This is a genomic window from Mesorhizobium sp. M0019, from assembly GCF_040323975.1.
GTDB lineage: Bacteria > Pseudomonadota > Alphaproteobacteria > Rhizobiales > Rhizobiaceae > Mesorhizobium.
Genome location: NZ_JAMYVK010000002.1, coordinates 255,623 through 269,245, shown reverse-complemented (window position 1 = coordinate 269,245; position 13,623 = coordinate 255,623). Strand labels below are relative to the sequence as shown.

The following is a 13,623-nucleotide window of genomic DNA, read 5'->3' as shown; positions in this document are numbered from 1 at the left end:
CGCCTGCGCGAAGCCGACAAGGCCGCCGATCAGCAGGCCGCCTGACCTTCACGCATCGCCATCATAGAGCCCGCCGCGCCCACGCACGCGTGCCAATCATGCGGCCTTCGTCGTATGCGTACGGCATGGCGACGGTAAAGCACGTATTGAAACGCTTTCTGATGATGCTCGCGGGTTATTTCATAGCGGTACTGGTTGGGCTGATCGCGGTGGCGGCGATCTATGGCGGGCTGAGTTCGCTGCCAAATGCGCCGAATTATTTCGACGTCATGGGTGTCACCCCCGTTGCGGTGCTGCTGTTGCCGCCGCTAGGCATGTTCATCTATTTTCTGACGATCGTGCTGACCGGCCTGCAGACGCTGATCTTCGCACTGATTGCCGAGTTTTTCTCGCTGCGCAGTTTTTGGCTGCACATGGTCTTCGGCGCGGCGGCCGCGGTTGGCGGCTTCGCCTTGATCTGGCCCAGTGTACCGGATGACACGAACCCGGAGCGCTGGGCCGATATCGGCATCATTGCCGCCGCAGGCGTTGTCGCCGGCCTGGTCTATTGGCTGATCGCCGGACGCGACGCCGGTTTCCGGCGTCCGCTGTTTCAGCGCTAGAACCGCATTCGTCAGCTTGCCGGCGAACGCACCGCTTCCGTGCTGTCGAGTGCCTGCTGCAGCCTTGTATCGCGGCCGTAGACGTCGTTGAAGTATTCGACGGTACCGGACAGGTCCGGCCATGCGGTGAAATAGGCGACATAGACCGGGATCTTGCGTGTCACGTCCTCGGTCGAATGTCCGTGTTTCAGTTTGTCCTCGATATAGTCGACCGAGGTGCCGAGCACGGCAGCGGCCATGCCGCGCGGATCCTGCAAGCGAACGCAGCCATGGCTGAGCGCACGCATGTCGCGCTGGAAAAACGACTTCTGCGGCGTATCGTGCATGTAGATTGCATGCTTGTTGGGGAACAGTATCTTCAGCTCGCCCAGCGCGTTGGCCTCGCTCGGCAGCTGGCGCACGCCGTAGGGTATCTTTGCGCCGTAGGCGCCCCAATTGACCGAGGACGAGGGAATGCGCTTGCCGCGGGCATTGACCACCTCGTAGCCGGCGCGGTCGAGATAGCCAGGATCCCGGCGCAGCCGCGGCAGCATCTCGTTGACCAGGATCGACTGCGGCACGCCCCAATAGGGATGGAAGTCGACCTGCTCTATCTGGTCATAGAAGAAAGCAGTCTGGTTGGTGGGCCTGCCAACCACGGCGCGGGTCTTCAGCTTCTCCTCGCCATCATCGATATAGCTCGCGGTGAAAGCCGGCTGGTTGATGAAGACGCGCGGGCTGCCAAGGTCGGAAGGCAACCAGCGCAACTCTTCGAGCGCAACCCGAACCTTCTGAATTTTGTCGGCCTTGGACGTTCCGGCCAACGATGCAACGGTACGCGGGCCGATGACGCCGTCGCCTTTCATGCCGGCCCGTTTTTGCACCGCCTTGATCACCGGCACCAGCTCCGGATCGTAGACCTCGCTGGTAGCGAGCCTCGCCAGGACCTCGCCATAGGCGCCGCCCATCTCGTCATCGAGATTGCGCGCGATCTTTGTCAAAAGCTTCGGCAGCTCGGGGCTGGTCTGCCCCGGCTTCAACAGCAGGTTGGGATCGATGGTGATTTCGTCTTCGGCGCTGGCCTGGAGCGCTTCCAGTTCGACGCGCAGCGCCTGATACTCGGAATTCTGTGGATGCCGCGACTCGAGATAAGTGCGCACTTGCTGGGTATGGGCCAGCGTCTTCAGCACCCCTTCCATGTCGAGCGGCTTCGGCGGAAAATCGTAGTAGCCGGTCATGCGGTTGGGATCGACGCGGCCGCTTTGTGCGTCACGGGCGTAGCGCAGGACACGCGCCGACAGCGCCATCTCGAAGCGGACCAGCTCTTTCAGGCGTTCATCGGCATTGCCCGCCGATGCGCCTCCTGCCGGAACTTCGACGATGTAGTCGGCGGGCGTCAGGCCGTAGCTCGCGGCCTCGCCCAGCACCCGCACGGCATCCTGGGCGCGGCTGCTGGGACTGGTTCCCGTCACCCAGATGAAATCCGGATTGGCCGAGTAATGGGCGATCAGCGCCTTGGCGATCTCCTTCTCGGCGTAGAGGTCATAGCCGTCGAGGCCGGCAATGGCTTCGCGGAATGCAGCCCCGGTGGCCGCCGGCTCGAAAGCAGCGTCCTGAGGCGTTGCTGGTTCAGGCGCTGCCGACAGTGCCGAAAAATCGACGCGCACCAGCGGATCGCTCTTGTAGGTATAATAGGACGGGCCGCTGATTTGCGCACCACCACCGCCCCCACCACCGGAAGCGGCCGGCGCCCTGGGCTTCGGCTTGTATTTTGACGGTGGCGGCGGAAAGTTACCTTTCGGTGGTGCGTGTTTGACGCCGCCGCCGAAAAGCATGTCGAAGAACCCTTGCGCTTCAGCCTTCGGCGCCCCGAAGGCCAGCATTGCCGCGGCCACCGCAAACGGCAGCACGGTTGCTTTGTTTCCAAGGAGTTTCATGGATCACCCGCTCCGGTTGAACCGGATCCCGTTCCGCACCGCTTTCACGGTCTCGCCCACCGCATGGCGGATGTAAGGCGTGACTACACTGATTCATACTGATTTCGTTAAGCTTCCATAAATTTCGGAACGTCTGTTGCAGAACGGTTTCACAAGATCGTGACGGGTCGAGCCAATCCGCCATCGACCCCGATCAATGGTAGTGCCCGTGAGCCAAGCCTCAAGCGTTGGCGCCGCCGTCGATGGTCAATGCCGCGCCTGTCACGAAGCGTCCTTCGGGACCGGCAAGCCAGGCGACCATGCCGGCGATCTCGTCGGCCGTGCCGAAGCGAGGCATCGCCATCTTCTGGCGCTGATGCTCGGCGTGCGGGCCGGCTGCCGGATTCATGTCGGTATCGGTCGACCCCGGATGGACGACATTGGCGGTGATGCCGCGCGGACCGAGATCGCGTGCAAAGGCCTTGGTCAGGCCAACCAAGGCAGCCTTGCTGGCCGAATAGGCGCTCAGGCCGGCGTCGGTGGCACGCTCGGCCAGATTGCTGCCGATCGAGATGATCCGGCCACCCTCGCCCATATGCGCTGCTGCCGCCTTGGCGGCGACGAACGGGGCTCTGAGGTTGACCTCCATTGTCTCATCGAAATCGGCAAGCGACAGGGCATCGATCGGCGCAGCGCGCCAGATGCCGGCGCTGTTGACGAGGATGTCGAGCCGTCCGAAGGCTTTTGCCGCCTCATCGACTGCCGCCTCGATCGCCCCAGCATCGCGATTGTCGGCCTTGATGGCAAAGGCCCGGCCGCCGGCCGCCTCGATTTCCCTGACCACCGCACGCGCCCCTTCCTCGCCATTCACATAGGTGATCACCACGCCTGCGCCGTCGGCCGCGAGCCTTCTTGCGATCGCCGCACCAATGCCGCGGCTGCCGCCGGTGACGAGGGCGGCCTTGCCGTTCAAGCTTCTGGATGACATCTGCTTCTCCATTTTGTAGTGATTGATACATAAATATCTGCCAGCCTTGCTGAACCACGTCAACTGAATTATGTATCGATCAATACAGAAAGGATGCCATGCCGGAACGAGGCCGCCCCCGCACCTTCGATCGAGCCGCCGCCTTGCGGCGCGCAATGGAAGTGTTTTGGGCCAAGGGTTATGAGGGCGCGTCGATAAGCGACCTGACCGCTGCAATGGGCATCAACTCTCCCAGCCTCTATGCCGCCTTCGGCAGCAAGGAAGCGCTGTTTCTCGAGGCAACCGAGCTTTACACGCGGGTCGAGGGAACCGAGATCTGGTCCGCGCTGGAAAAGGCGCCGACCGCGCGCCAGGCGGTCGAACGGTTCCTGCGGCAGACTGCCAGGGCCTATTCACAGACCGGTCGTCCGCAAGGCTGCCTTATCGCGCTCGGCGCATTGCACCAGGACTCAAGCCGCGGCGCCATCTGCGATGATCTGCGCCGTCGCCGCGCCGAAAACCGCGAAGCCTTGCTGAGACGGCTCGAGCGTGGCGTGGCCGAGGGGGAGTTGCCGGCTGATTTCGACTGCGGTACGGCCGCGACCTTCTACGCGACCGTGCAGCACGGCATGTCGATCCAGGCGCGCGACGGCGCGTCGCGCTCGGCTCTTCTGGCGACGGTGGACGGGGCAATGGCGGCTTGGATAGCGATGGCCAGCACCGGGGCGGCGTGACGGTCGAACCCGGCTGACAAGAACGATATTCAGGTCACTGCAGAGACGGCTCCAGCCTGCCGGCAACGAAGCCAACGGCACGCTCCACCACACCCCTGTCGGCGAGAATGCGGCGGTGGCCGAGCCCGTCGGCCCAGTAAAGCCGCACATGGTCTCCGGCGCGCGTGTAGAGCCTTGCATGCTCGGCGGACACTTCGCGGTCGTCCGGCGCGTGGATCACCAGCGTCGGCAGCGGCGTGCTTGCGAGCTGGCGGTCACCGGTGAACTCGTGCAACGGCCGGCCGGCGATGCGCTCGACCCGGTCGGCCATGGCGGCCTGCGAGCGCGAGCCGACATTCAGCATGCGGCTGAAATCAGCGAAGATCGCCGGCAGCGAGCTCGGCGCGGCGATAAGCACCAGCCGCCCGGCCGCCAATCGCGGGATGTTCCTGATCGAACCGGCGACGGCGTTGGCGGCAACGGCACCACCAAAGGAATGGCCGACAATGGCCGCGAACGGGCCGAACCATTCGCCGGCAACCCGTGCCGCATCGACCGCACTGACCAGGGTAAGCCGGCGGCCCTGCGACTGGCCGTGGCCCGGCAGATCGAGCGAGACCACCTTGTAGCCGGCATCGCGATAGGCTTCGATCAGCGTGCGCATGTATTCGGTGCGCGAACGCCAACCATGGATGACGAGCACGGTGCCGGCAGTGGCCCTGCCCGGCTCGGGCCGGAATTCATGCACCATGACGCAGCCGGTTCTGGTCTTTAGCCGGTGATGGCGTGCCTGGGTCATGAAATCGGCGGCGCGATCGATTGCGCGGCGCTCGCCTTTGCTCAAGCTCTTCTCGTGCGGCGTGCGGCAGAACAGCTCGAATGCAGCACGCCCGGTGAGTCGCGGTGCCACATGCTCAGCCACGCCGAACGTGCCGCGGATGACCTTCAGTCCAAATGATGCCATAGTGGCGATCCATTCATTGGTTCAAGCATGAACATAATAGTTCAAACATGAACATTAAGCAAGACCTGCCCTGGGACAACCCGCGTTTTCGCAACTGGGTCGCGGTGGCGCGCGCCTGCCATGTGGTGGAACGCACCCTGGCGGTGAAGCTTGCGCCGCTCGACCTGAAGCCGGCGCAGCTCGACGTGCTGATGAATCTCTACCGTCATCCCGGCATGTCGCAGCACGACCTTGCTCGTCGGCTGCTGGTCGGCCGCTCCAACATCACCATGCTTTTGCCTCAGCTGGAGACCCGTGGCCTGCTGCGCCGCGAGGGCGACGAGAAGGACAAGCGCGTGCTGAGGCTGACGTTGACAGAGGCCGGCGAGGCACTGCTGATGCAGGCGCTGAAGGTCCATATGGCGCTGATCGAGAAGGCGATGAGCCAGTCGACGCCGGAACAATGTGACATGATCGGCGAACAGATGCGTAGGGTTGCCGAGGTTTTGAAGACCGCCTGACAGCCCAGTGCTCCACCACCAAATGCTTCACCACATCGATTTTTTCGCGCGCTCGGGCCATTCCTTGTCGTAGACCTCGCCGTCAATGTTCTTGCGGCTGGTGATTTCCAGGATTTGGCCGGGAGTCGGCAGCGATCTCGGGTCGACATGCCTTGCCGGATTCCACAGTTCCGATCGGTGGATGGCGCGGGCGCACTGGAAATAAACCGCATCGATCTCGATGATCGTCACCGAGCGCGCCGGCTTGCCCTCGACGGCGAACGAGGCGCAGAGCCCGGTATCGGTGGTGATGTGGGCGCGGCCATTGACGCGCAGCGTCGTGCCGGAACCCGGCACCAGGAACAGGAGCGCGACGCGCGGATCGCGAAGGATGTTCCTTAGCGAATCGGCACGGTTGTTGCCGCGCCGGTCCGGCATCATCAGCGTTTTCGGATCGTGGATGCGGACGAAGCCGGCGAGATCGCCGCGCGGCGAGCAGTCCAGCCCTTCTGGCCCGCAGGTTGCGAGCGCGGCAAACGGCGAAGCCTCGATGATAGCTGCGTATTCGCGAATCAGCTGGTCGAGTTCCTTGACCACCGACGCCTCGCCGGGCAGGCCATAGAGCGCTTCAAGCTGTTCGATGCTGGTGATTATGGACATGTTTTCGTCTCCAACGCTTTGCCGGCGCTACTCCAGATGGATGACGTTTTCACGACAAGTGCCCGTTTGCCGGTCATCAGGAAACGGGGTCGAGGCAACGCGAACAAGGGCAAACCGCTTTACCTGCATGATCGTGCCAACGGATACGGAGGTCAAAAATGGATAAACCGCTCGACCGGCGACGCACCGCCATGGAACTTATTGAAAACATGTTCAATGTTGAAATGCGTTTCCTGCAATCAGGCTCGGAGAGCCTCGATATGCTTGCCGGCGCATTTCATGCCGAGATTGTCGTGCATGAGCCGCGCTCCCTGCCCTATGCCGGTGACTGGAACGGCCTCGACGGCGTTGGCGCCCTTTTCCGCAAAATGCGGGAAATCTGGAGCGACGTGGCGGTGGAGGACCTTCAGGTCGCCCAAAACGATGACACGGTGTTCATGAGCTGCTCGCTTTCGCTGACATCGCGGGCCAATGGTGCAACCGTCAAACAGCCGTTTGCCGAAGTCTTGCGCTTCAAGGATGACCGGCTGATCGAAGGCACGCCGTTTTATTACGACACCAGCGAGATACTGGCGATCCTGCGTTGACCTGAGAGCCCTGCGGGATCCATTCAACGGTCGCGGCTCAGCCCCTTCTCTTCCAGTTCGGCGAGATAGGCGGCCCAGCGTGCATCCTTCTCATGACCCAGCGTATGCAGGTAATTCCAGGTGAAGATGCCGGTATCATGGAAATCGTCGAAGGTGATGCGCACGGCATAATTGCCGACCGGCTCGATCTTCAGAATCGCTACATTGCGCTTGCCGGGAACGGTGACGCGCTGTTCGGGCGAATGGCCCTGCACCTCGGCCGATGGCGAGGCGACGCGCAGCAGCTCGGCCGACAATTCGAACGGCTGATGGCCCGGAAAGGTGACGGAAAGCAGCTTGCGGTCCTTCGAGACCCTAAGTTCTTTTGGCGCTGTCATGCTGGTGGATCCTGCGGAGAACTGCCCTTCCCTACGCCGCTTCGCGTCGAGGGAAAAGGCCGCATGGAAAGTTCCGACATGATCTGTCGGCGTCGGAATGTTACCGATGATCGCGAGCTTCTATCTTGAATGCCAAGTTGGCTCGTATCACATAGCCATATATAACGAAGCCGTTCACGCCCACGGGAAGCGCACAAGCATGGATATGATCGATCCTTTCGGTCGCACGATCACCTACCTGCGCGTGTCGGTCACCGACCGCTGCGATTTCCGCTGCACCTATTGCATGGCCGAGGACATGACGTTCCTGCCGAAGAAGGACCTGCTGTCGCTGGAAGAGCTCGACCGGCTCTGCACGGTCTTCATCGAAAAGGGTGTGCGCAAGCTCCGCCTCACCGGCGGTGAGCCGCTTGTGCGCAAGAACATCATGCACCTGGTACGCCAGCTTTCGCGGCATCTCGAGAGTGGTGCACTGGAAGAGCTGACGCTGACCACCAACGGATCGCAGCTTTCCCGCTTTGCCGCCGAGCTCGCCGACTGCGGCGTCAAGCGCATTAACGTCTCGCTCGATACCCTCGATGCCGACAAATTCCGCCAGATCACCCGCTGGGGCAATCTGGACAAGGTCATGGACGGCATCGACGCCGCGCAGGCGGCCGGGCTAAAGGTAAAGCTCAACGCCGTGGCGTTGAAGGACTTCAATGACGCCGAATTGCCGGAAATGCTGCGCTGGGCGCATGGCCGCGGCATGGATCTGACGGTCATCGAAACCATGCCGATGGGCGAGATCGACGCCGACCGCACCGACCAGTATTTGCCGCTGTCGCTGCTGCGCGCGGCTCTCGAACGCCAGTTCACGCTAAGCGACATTCCCTACAAGACCGGTGGCCCGGCCCGCTATGTCCAAGTCGCCGAGACCGGCGGACGGCTGGGCTTCATCACGCCGATGACGCATAATTTCTGCGAAAGCTGCAACCGGGTCCGGCTGACCTGCACCGGCACCCTTTACATGTGCCTCGGCCAGGAAGATGCGGCCGACCTGCGCGCGCCGCTGCGTGCGTCGGAAGGCAACGAGCTGGTCGCCGATGCCATCGACGAAGCAATCGGCCGCAAGCCCAAAGGCCACGACTTCATCATCGATCGCCGCACCAACCGTCCGTCGGTGTCGCGGCATATGAGCGTCACCGGCGGCTGATTTTTCGCCGATTTCGTGCAAGAATAATCACCTTGGTATCGGCGCGAGGCAAGGCGTGCAGCGGTTTTTTGCAGTCCTGACGTTTTTCGGAGTGATGGCGGGGACCACGGCAGTTGCCGCGCCATTTACCTACACGAACGAGCGCTTCGGTACCATCTGCACCTATCCGGATGAAATCTTCACTCTTCGCCAGCCTGAGCCGGACAATGGCGATGGACAACAATGGCTCACTGCCGATGGCGCCAGCCTGATCTGTTCGGGTATCCTCAACATCGATGATGACACCCCGACAGCCTTCGTCTCCGCCGAGAGGGCCAGCAAGGAACCTGGCTACAGGATCACCTACAGCAAGACCGGCAAGGACTGGGCGGTGCTGTCGGGCATCAAAGGCGGGAACATCTTCTATGAACGCCGCCTGTTCGGAAAAGACGGTGTCATCCGAACGGTCTGGATCGACTACCCGCCAGCCCTGAAATCGAAATACGACCCGCTCGTCGATGCGATCGCCGGCAGCCTCAGGGGACCGTGAGCATCCGGCGACGTCAGAACTTATTGGCAGCCTATTGTTTTTGCTAGCGAGTCACGGTTGTTGGCGCGTGTAGTCATATCGTACGGCAAGCCATTTTTTGCCGCTGCCATTGGCCTGGAGGAAATGTTGCTCGGCCACTTCGTGATTGTCGCCGTCCCTGGAAATGACGAAATCGGAGGCCGTGAACCGCCCTTCGACCTCGGGGCCGAAGCCGACGAAACCAAGCGGCTGGAACAGCAGTGAAATCTTGCCGTCCTCCTCGCCACCAAAACTCCAGGCGGGCATGATCCCTGCCGGGAAACGGGTGTCCATGGAGACATACTTCCAGCGGCCCTCCACCCGGTCATAGCTCAAATAGGCTATCCGCTGGAAGTCCGGCATTTTCGACCCGGGCGCCGGGCGCATCACCTCCTGCATGAAGGGACCGATCATCGTGCGCTCGGCCACCAGCCCCGTCATCACGATCGGCTGGGCGCCGGGCGTTGGCCAGATCGTGTTGACGACGGACCATGTCCCGACGCGGCGAGCGAGCTCATCCGCTTCGTGACCCGGCGTGGACATCCGTTCGACTGCCGACGCCGAAGCGCCGTTCTCGGCGAACGCAGGCGCTATCGCCATGAGGATAACCGCCAGGGCAGAAGAGAACCGGAAAGCCGACGAAACATGCCGCCTGCTGCCTGTGCCAAGCCAGTCCGCATTGCCTCGTGCATTCATCATGGACCATCTCCCCAACACGATCAGAAGCTTACAATGACCAATTTGGTGAATCTTGCCGAGCAAATTTGATCTCGTCGAAAAATTTTCCTCGAGCCGCAGTGTGATAAATTTGCCCTCCGAACCCATCCTTTAGAACGGCACCTTTTTTTGGGTCACACCCAGAAAAGGTCTTGTCCGCAAACGGTCACCGGATTTACCGCAAGCCCATTCGGGCCTAGCCTTTGCTCTGGAGCGGTTCTTCGCCCAGTGGGGGAATACGATATGCGCAAACTCATTCTTTCTCTTGCATTGCTCAGCCTCGCGGCCCTGCCCGCGGCGGCTCAGTCGATCGGCGGCACCTATGCCGTGGCCGGCACCAATTTCGATGGGTCGTCCTATGGTGGCGACGCGACGATCACGCTGACCAGCGAGACGACCTGCACGATCCATTGGGAGACAGGCGGCTCGTCCTCGGACGGTATCTGCATGCGCAACGACGATGCCTTCTCCGCCGGCTATGTCATGGGCAAGGCGGTCGGTCTAGTCGTCTACAAGATGCAGGAAGACGGCTCGCTGCATGGCCTGTGGACGATTGCCGGCAAGGAAGGCAACGGCACCGAGGTACTGACGCCCAAATAAGCCCTGCCGCTCTTGCGCGGCAGATGTCACGGGCCACAGAAAGGCTGTGGCCCAGCCCTTTGACGTTGCTGTCTTGTGGGTGCCTGCTAGACGCTTGCTGCAGGACTCACCCGGTAATCGCCTTGCCTCTTTCGCCAAACCTCCGCGGCGCGTTGTTCATGATGGTGGCCATGGCTGGGTTCACTCTCAACGACGCGATCACCAAATTCTCATCGGAATCGATGAACATGGCGCAGGTCATGCTGATCCGCGGCGCCTTCGCTTCGCTTTTCGTTGGCCTGCTTGCGTGGCAACGGGGCGCGCTTGCCCGGCCAGGTTCGATGCTGCAGCCGACCGTTGCGCTGCGCGTTGCCGGCGAGGCTGGCGCCACCGTGTCGTTCCTGGTTGCTCTGGCGCATCTTCCGATCGCCAATGTCTCCGCCGTGCTGCAGGCGCTGCCGCTGGCGGTGACGATGGGCGCCGCGCTTGTGTTCAACGAGGGCGTCGGCTGGCGGCGCTGGCTGGCCATTGCCGCCGGTTTTGCCGGCGTGCTGATCATCGTGCGGCCCGGCTTCGAAGGGTTCAGCGTCTTTTCTCTGCTGGCGCTGGCCAGCGTCGCATGCTGTGCGGTGCGCGATCTCGCTACCAAGCGGATCCCGCAGGCAATTCCGACATTGCTGGTGTCGACCGCCACCGCACTTGCCATGACAGTTCTGGGCGCGGCACTGCTTTCGCCGATGGGCGGCTGGACACCGATGACAGGACAAAGCACGGCGTTCCTGGCGCTGGCGGCGGTGCTCGTGCTCATCGGCTATCACTTCATCATCACGGCGATGCGGGTGGGCGATATCTCCTTCATCGCGCCGTTTCGCTACACCGCCCTGCTCTGGTCGATCCTGCTTGGCTTCACGATCTTCGGCGATGTCCCCGATCTGCCGATGATCCTCGGTGCCACGATCATCATCGCGTCAGGCCTCTATGCACTCTACCGCGAACGGATCGTCGGCCGGCGAAAAACAGCCGCCGAAAGCACTGGACCGGACATGGCGCCGGACGGCATATAGAGTGACTGTCGACGACTGTCTGATTTGAAAACTGGATTTTGGGTCTAGGCAGCAAACGATGGGCCGACATATCGCAGGGATCATTCTGGCCGGCGGCCGATCGAGCCGGATGGGTGGCGGCGACAAGACGCTGCTTGCGCTTGGCGACGGTACCCTGCTCGACCGTGTCGTTTCGCGCCTTGGCCCGCAGGTCGGACCGCTTGCGCTAAACGCCAATGGCGATCCGACACGGTTTGCCGCGACGGGGCTTCCGGTGCTTGCCGACACTGTCAAAGGTTATGCCGGGCCGCTTGCCGGGATCCTGACCGGCCTCGAATGGGCTTCCGACACGACCTGCCAGGCGCTGGTCACGGCTGCCGGCGACACGCCTTTCCTGCCCAGGGATATGGTCGAGCGGCTGCTCGCGGCAGCCGACGAACGCCCCGGCTCGATTGCCGTCGCCTGTTCCGGCGGCAAACGGCATCCGACCTTTGCACTCTGGCCGCTAGGGTTAGATCAGGTCTTGCGAAAATTTCTCATCGAGGAAGACAACCGGCGCGTTGCGGCGTTCATCGACCGGCACGGTTTTGTCGAGGTGGAATTTCCCATCCTGAAATCCGGCGGGGCCGAGATCGATCCGTTCTTCAACATCAACACTCCCGACGACCTTGCCCAGGCCGTGCATCTGTTGCAGAGCATCGAGCCATGAAAAGACGTATTTTCGGCATCACCGGCTGGAAGAACTCCGGCAAGACGACATTGACCGAAAAGCTGGTAGCCGAACTCGTCCGGCGCGGCTGGAAAGTGTCGACGGTAAAACACGCCCATCATGATTTCGACATCGACAAACCCGGAGCGGACAGCTTTCGCCACCGGCAGGCGGGAGCGATGGAGGTCGCGGTCGTGTCGGGCAGGCGCTGGGCGCTGATGCACGAATTGCGCGGCGAGGACGAGCCGACGTTAGACGCGATCCTGTCACGGCTGGCACCGTGCGACATCGTGTTGGTCGAGGGTTACAAGCGCGAAGCGCACAAGAAAATCGAGACGAGACGGCTCGAGGCCAAGGACCGGACACCGCTCTCGGCAGGCGATCCACACATTGTCGCCATCGCCTCCGACTTCCCCATTATCGGCGAAGACCTGCCGGCCTTCGATCTCGACGACACGAATTCGATAGCTGACTTCATCGAGCGCGCCACAAGCCTGTCGCGCTGAAAATGCGGCAGAAGACAGTTTCCGCCCACTTGCTTTCCAATTTAGGCGTCTGACCCAGCGTCATCGCTTTCTGAACATGACCTTCCCTCAAGCGACGGTTTTGCAGTTGCTTTTTCTTGGGAAAGAATGGGAGTATCGCATCAGCGGGCGGTCAAAAGCACCGCCCACAGAGCCGTTCGGGAACGACGGCCGGGACCAACAGAGAGGACCATTATGCGTATTGCACTGCGTATCGCGCTTGCCGCTTCGGCTGCGCTGCTGACGCTTGGCGTTGCCCAGGCCCAGGAAAAGACCTTGAGGATCGGCACCGAGGGAGCCTATCCCCCATTCAACAATCTGACAGCCGACGGCCAGCTCGTAGGCTTCGATATCGACATTGCCAAGGCGCTCTGCGACGAGATGAAGGTGAAGTGCACCTTTGTCGCGCAGGACTGGGACGGCATCATTCCAGCCCTTCAGGCAGGCAAGTTCGACGCCATCGTCGCGTCGATGTCGATCACGCCGGAACGCGCCGAGAAGGTCGACTTCACCCACAAATATTACAATACGCCGCCGGCGATCGCCGCGCCCAAGGACACCGACATCAAGGGTGTCACCAAGGAAGATTTGGCCGGCAAGACAATCGGCGTGCAGGCGTCCACCACGCATTTCAACTATTCGACCAAGACTTATACCGACAGCACCGTCAAGCCGTACCCGACCGCACAGGAATACCAGCTCGATCTGGCCAATGGCCGGCTCGATGCCGCCAATGACGACATCGTCGTGCTGCAGCAATGGCTGGATTCGCCGGACGGCGCCTGCTGCAAGCTGGTCGGCACAATCAAGCCGGTCATCGAAATCCACGGTCCGGGCGCCGGCATTGCCGTGCGCAAGGGCGAGACCGATCTGGTCAACCAGTTCAATGCGGCGATCGACGCCATCCGAGCAAACGGAAAGTACAAGGAAATCAACGACAAATACTTCAAATATGACGTTTATGGCGGCGAGTCCTGATCGACCGACATACGAGGACTTGAACGGCGGGAGATTCCCGCCGTGCTTATAAGGATGCCGCGCACGAGGGGTGACGCGGCACGGGTC

General features: G+C 61.8%; 17 protein-coding genes. 11 read left to right on the top strand and 6 right to left on the bottom strand.

Annotation, left to right across the window (positions count from 1 at the left end):
* Positions 1 to 125 precede the first annotated feature (125 nt).
* Complete coding sequence (locus NKK47_RS03450; RefSeq protein ID WP_352448896.1) at positions 126 to 602, top strand: hypothetical protein; 477 nt, start codon at positions 126 to 128, stop codon at positions 600 to 602.
* Between the two features lie 11 nt (positions 603 to 613).
* Here NKK47_RS03450 and NKK47_RS03445 read toward each other — a convergent pair whose 3' ends face one another.
* A complete protein-coding gene (locus NKK47_RS03445) occupies positions 614 to 2,518 on the bottom strand; it encodes a L,D-transpeptidase family protein (protein ID WP_352575045.1) in 1,905 nt (634 codons plus the stop codon).
* A 220-nt stretch (positions 2,519 to 2,738) separates the two neighbouring features.
* A complete protein-coding gene (locus tag NKK47_RS03440) occupies positions 2,739 to 3,485 on the bottom strand; it encodes a 3-oxoacyl-ACP reductase family protein (protein WP_352575044.1) in 747 nt (248 codons plus the stop codon).
* 98 nt (positions 3,486 to 3,583) lie between these two features.
* Between NKK47_RS03440 and NKK47_RS03435 the strand changes: the two genes are divergently transcribed.
* Positions 3,584 to 4,198 (top strand): TetR/AcrR family transcriptional regulator, encoded by a 615-nt coding sequence (locus NKK47_RS03435; protein ID WP_352456750.1) that lies wholly within the window; start codon positions 3,584 to 3,586, stop codon positions 4,196 to 4,198.
* A gap of 34 nt (positions 4,199 to 4,232) precedes the next feature.
* Here NKK47_RS03435 and NKK47_RS03430 read toward each other — a convergent pair whose 3' ends face one another.
* Positions 4,233 to 5,141 carry an alpha/beta hydrolase gene (locus NKK47_RS03430; protein WP_352456749.1) on the bottom strand — a complete coding sequence of 303 codons (909 nt, stop codon included), beginning with the start codon at positions 5,139 to 5,141 and terminating at the stop codon, positions 4,233 to 4,235.
* A 47-nt stretch (positions 5,142 to 5,188) separates the two neighbouring features.
* On the opposite strand from NKK47_RS03430, the gene NKK47_RS03425 reads away from it, so the two are divergent.
* A complete protein-coding gene (locus NKK47_RS03425; protein WP_352456748.1) occupies positions 5,189 to 5,641 on the top strand; it encodes a MarR family winged helix-turn-helix transcriptional regulator in 453 nt (150 codons plus the stop codon).
* A gap of 27 nt (positions 5,642 to 5,668) precedes the next feature.
* On the opposite strand, the gene NKK47_RS03420 is transcribed toward NKK47_RS03425, so the two are convergent.
* On the bottom strand, positions 5,669 to 6,280 hold the full coding sequence (locus NKK47_RS03420; RefSeq protein ID WP_352456747.1) for a pyridoxamine 5'-phosphate oxidase family protein: 612 nt from the start codon (positions 6,278 to 6,280) through the stop codon (positions 5,669 to 5,671).
* Positions 6,281 to 6,438: 158 nt separating this feature from the next.
* On the opposite strand from NKK47_RS03420, the gene NKK47_RS03415 reads away from it, so the two are divergent.
* Positions 6,439 to 6,867, top strand: a complete 429-nt coding sequence (locus NKK47_RS03415; RefSeq protein ID WP_352456746.1) for a nuclear transport factor 2 family protein — start codon at positions 6,439 to 6,441, stop codon at positions 6,865 to 6,867.
* A 23-nt stretch (positions 6,868 to 6,890) separates the two neighbouring features.
* On the opposite strand, the gene NKK47_RS03410 is transcribed toward NKK47_RS03415, so the two are convergent.
* The gene (locus tag NKK47_RS03410; RefSeq protein ID WP_352456745.1) at positions 6,891 to 7,244 is read right to left on the bottom strand and encodes a gamma-butyrobetaine hydroxylase family protein; all 354 of its coding nucleotides are present in this window, start codon (positions 7,242 to 7,244) and stop codon (positions 6,891 to 6,893) included.
* A 199-nt stretch (positions 7,245 to 7,443) separates the two neighbouring features.
* On the opposite strand from NKK47_RS03410, the gene moaA reads away from it, so the two are divergent.
* Together moaA and NKK47_RS03400 are read left to right on the top strand one after the other, a co-directional pair.
* On the top strand, positions 7,444 to 8,439 hold the full coding sequence (gene moaA / locus NKK47_RS03405; protein WP_352568644.1) for a GTP 3',8-cyclase MoaA: 996 nt from the start codon (positions 7,444 to 7,446) through the stop codon (positions 8,437 to 8,439).
* A gap of 55 nt (positions 8,440 to 8,494) precedes the next feature.
* On the top strand, positions 8,495 to 8,968 hold the full coding sequence (locus NKK47_RS03400) for a hypothetical protein (protein WP_352456743.1): 474 nt from the start codon (positions 8,495 to 8,497) through the stop codon (positions 8,966 to 8,968).
* A 51-nt stretch (positions 8,969 to 9,019) separates the two neighbouring features.
* Here the strand turns inward: NKK47_RS03400 and NKK47_RS03395 are convergent, their stop codons facing one another.
* Positions 9,020 to 9,748: a DUF1579 family protein gene (locus NKK47_RS03395; protein ID WP_352456742.1), complete on the bottom strand. Its 729-nt coding sequence runs from the start codon at positions 9,746 to 9,748 to the stop codon at positions 9,020 to 9,022.
* Between the two features lie 198 nt (positions 9,749 to 9,946).
* Between NKK47_RS03395 and NKK47_RS03390 the strand changes: the two genes are divergently transcribed.
* From NKK47_RS03390 to NKK47_RS03370, 5 genes are all read left to right on the top strand, one after another.
* Positions 9,947 to 10,303, top strand: a complete 357-nt coding sequence (locus tag NKK47_RS03390) for a hypothetical protein (protein WP_352456741.1) — start codon at positions 9,947 to 9,949, stop codon at positions 10,301 to 10,303.
* Between the two features lie 122 nt (positions 10,304 to 10,425).
* Positions 10,426 to 11,346, top strand: a complete 921-nt coding sequence (locus NKK47_RS03385; protein WP_352456740.1) for a DMT family transporter — start codon at positions 10,426 to 10,428, stop codon at positions 11,344 to 11,346.
* 58 nt (positions 11,347 to 11,404) lie between these two features.
* The gene (gene mobA, locus NKK47_RS03380) at positions 11,405 to 12,034 is read left to right on the top strand and encodes a molybdenum cofactor guanylyltransferase MobA (protein WP_352456739.1); all 630 of its coding nucleotides are present in this window, start codon (positions 11,405 to 11,407) and stop codon (positions 12,032 to 12,034) included.
* A complete protein-coding gene (mobB, locus tag NKK47_RS03375) occupies positions 12,031 to 12,540 on the top strand; it encodes a molybdopterin-guanine dinucleotide biosynthesis protein B (RefSeq protein ID WP_352456738.1) in 510 nt (169 codons plus the stop codon). Before mobA ends, mobB begins: the two co-directional genes overlap by 4 nt.
* A 213-nt stretch (positions 12,541 to 12,753) precedes the next feature.
* The gene (locus tag NKK47_RS03370) at positions 12,754 to 13,536 is read left to right on the top strand and encodes an ABC transporter substrate-binding protein (RefSeq protein WP_023717637.1); all 783 of its coding nucleotides are present in this window, start codon (positions 12,754 to 12,756) and stop codon (positions 13,534 to 13,536) included.
* The last annotated feature ends 87 nt before the right edge of the window (positions 13,537 to 13,623 follow it).

Coding starts and splice junctions, on each gene's coding strand:
- NKK47_RS03370 (WP_023717637.1), top strand. CDS start 12,754: ATGCGTATTGCACTGCGTATCGCGCTTGCCGCTTCGGCTGCGCTGCTG.
- NKK47_RS03430 (WP_352456749.1), bottom strand. CDS start 5,141: ATGGCATCATTTGGACTGAAGGTCATCCGCGGCACGTTCGGCGTGGCT.
- moaA (WP_352568644.1), top strand. CDS start 7,444: ATGGATATGATCGATCCTTTCGGTCGCACGATCACCTACCTGCGCGTG.
- NKK47_RS03445 (WP_352575045.1), bottom strand. CDS start 2,518: ATGAAACTCCTTGGAAACAAAGCAACCGTGCTGCCGTTTGCGGTGGCC.
- NKK47_RS03390 (WP_352456741.1), top strand. CDS start 9,947: ATGCGCAAACTCATTCTTTCTCTTGCATTGCTCAGCCTCGCGGCCCTG.
- NKK47_RS03450 (WP_352448896.1), top strand. CDS start 126: ATGGCGACGGTAAAGCACGTATTGAAACGCTTTCTGATGATGCTCGCG.
- NKK47_RS03415 (WP_352456746.1), top strand. CDS start 6,439: ATGGATAAACCGCTCGACCGGCGACGCACCGCCATGGAACTTATTGAA.
- NKK47_RS03435 (WP_352456750.1), top strand. CDS start 3,584: ATGCCGGAACGAGGCCGCCCCCGCACCTTCGATCGAGCCGCCGCCTTG.
- NKK47_RS03420 (WP_352456747.1), bottom strand. CDS start 6,280: ATGTCCATAATCACCAGCATCGAACAGCTTGAAGCGCTCTATGGCCTG.
- mobA (WP_352456739.1), top strand. CDS start 11,405: ATGGGCCGACATATCGCAGGGATCATTCTGGCCGGCGGCCGATCGAGC.
- NKK47_RS03425 (WP_352456748.1), top strand. CDS start 5,189: ATGAACATTAAGCAAGACCTGCCCTGGGACAACCCGCGTTTTCGCAAC.
- mobB (WP_352456738.1), top strand. CDS start 12,031: ATGAAAAGACGTATTTTCGGCATCACCGGCTGGAAGAACTCCGGCAAG.
- NKK47_RS03440 (WP_352575044.1), bottom strand. CDS start 3,485: ATGTCATCCAGAAGCTTGAACGGCAAGGCCGCCCTCGTCACCGGCGGC.
- NKK47_RS03410 (WP_352456745.1), bottom strand. CDS start 7,244: ATGACAGCGCCAAAAGAACTTAGGGTCTCGAAGGACCGCAAGCTGCTT.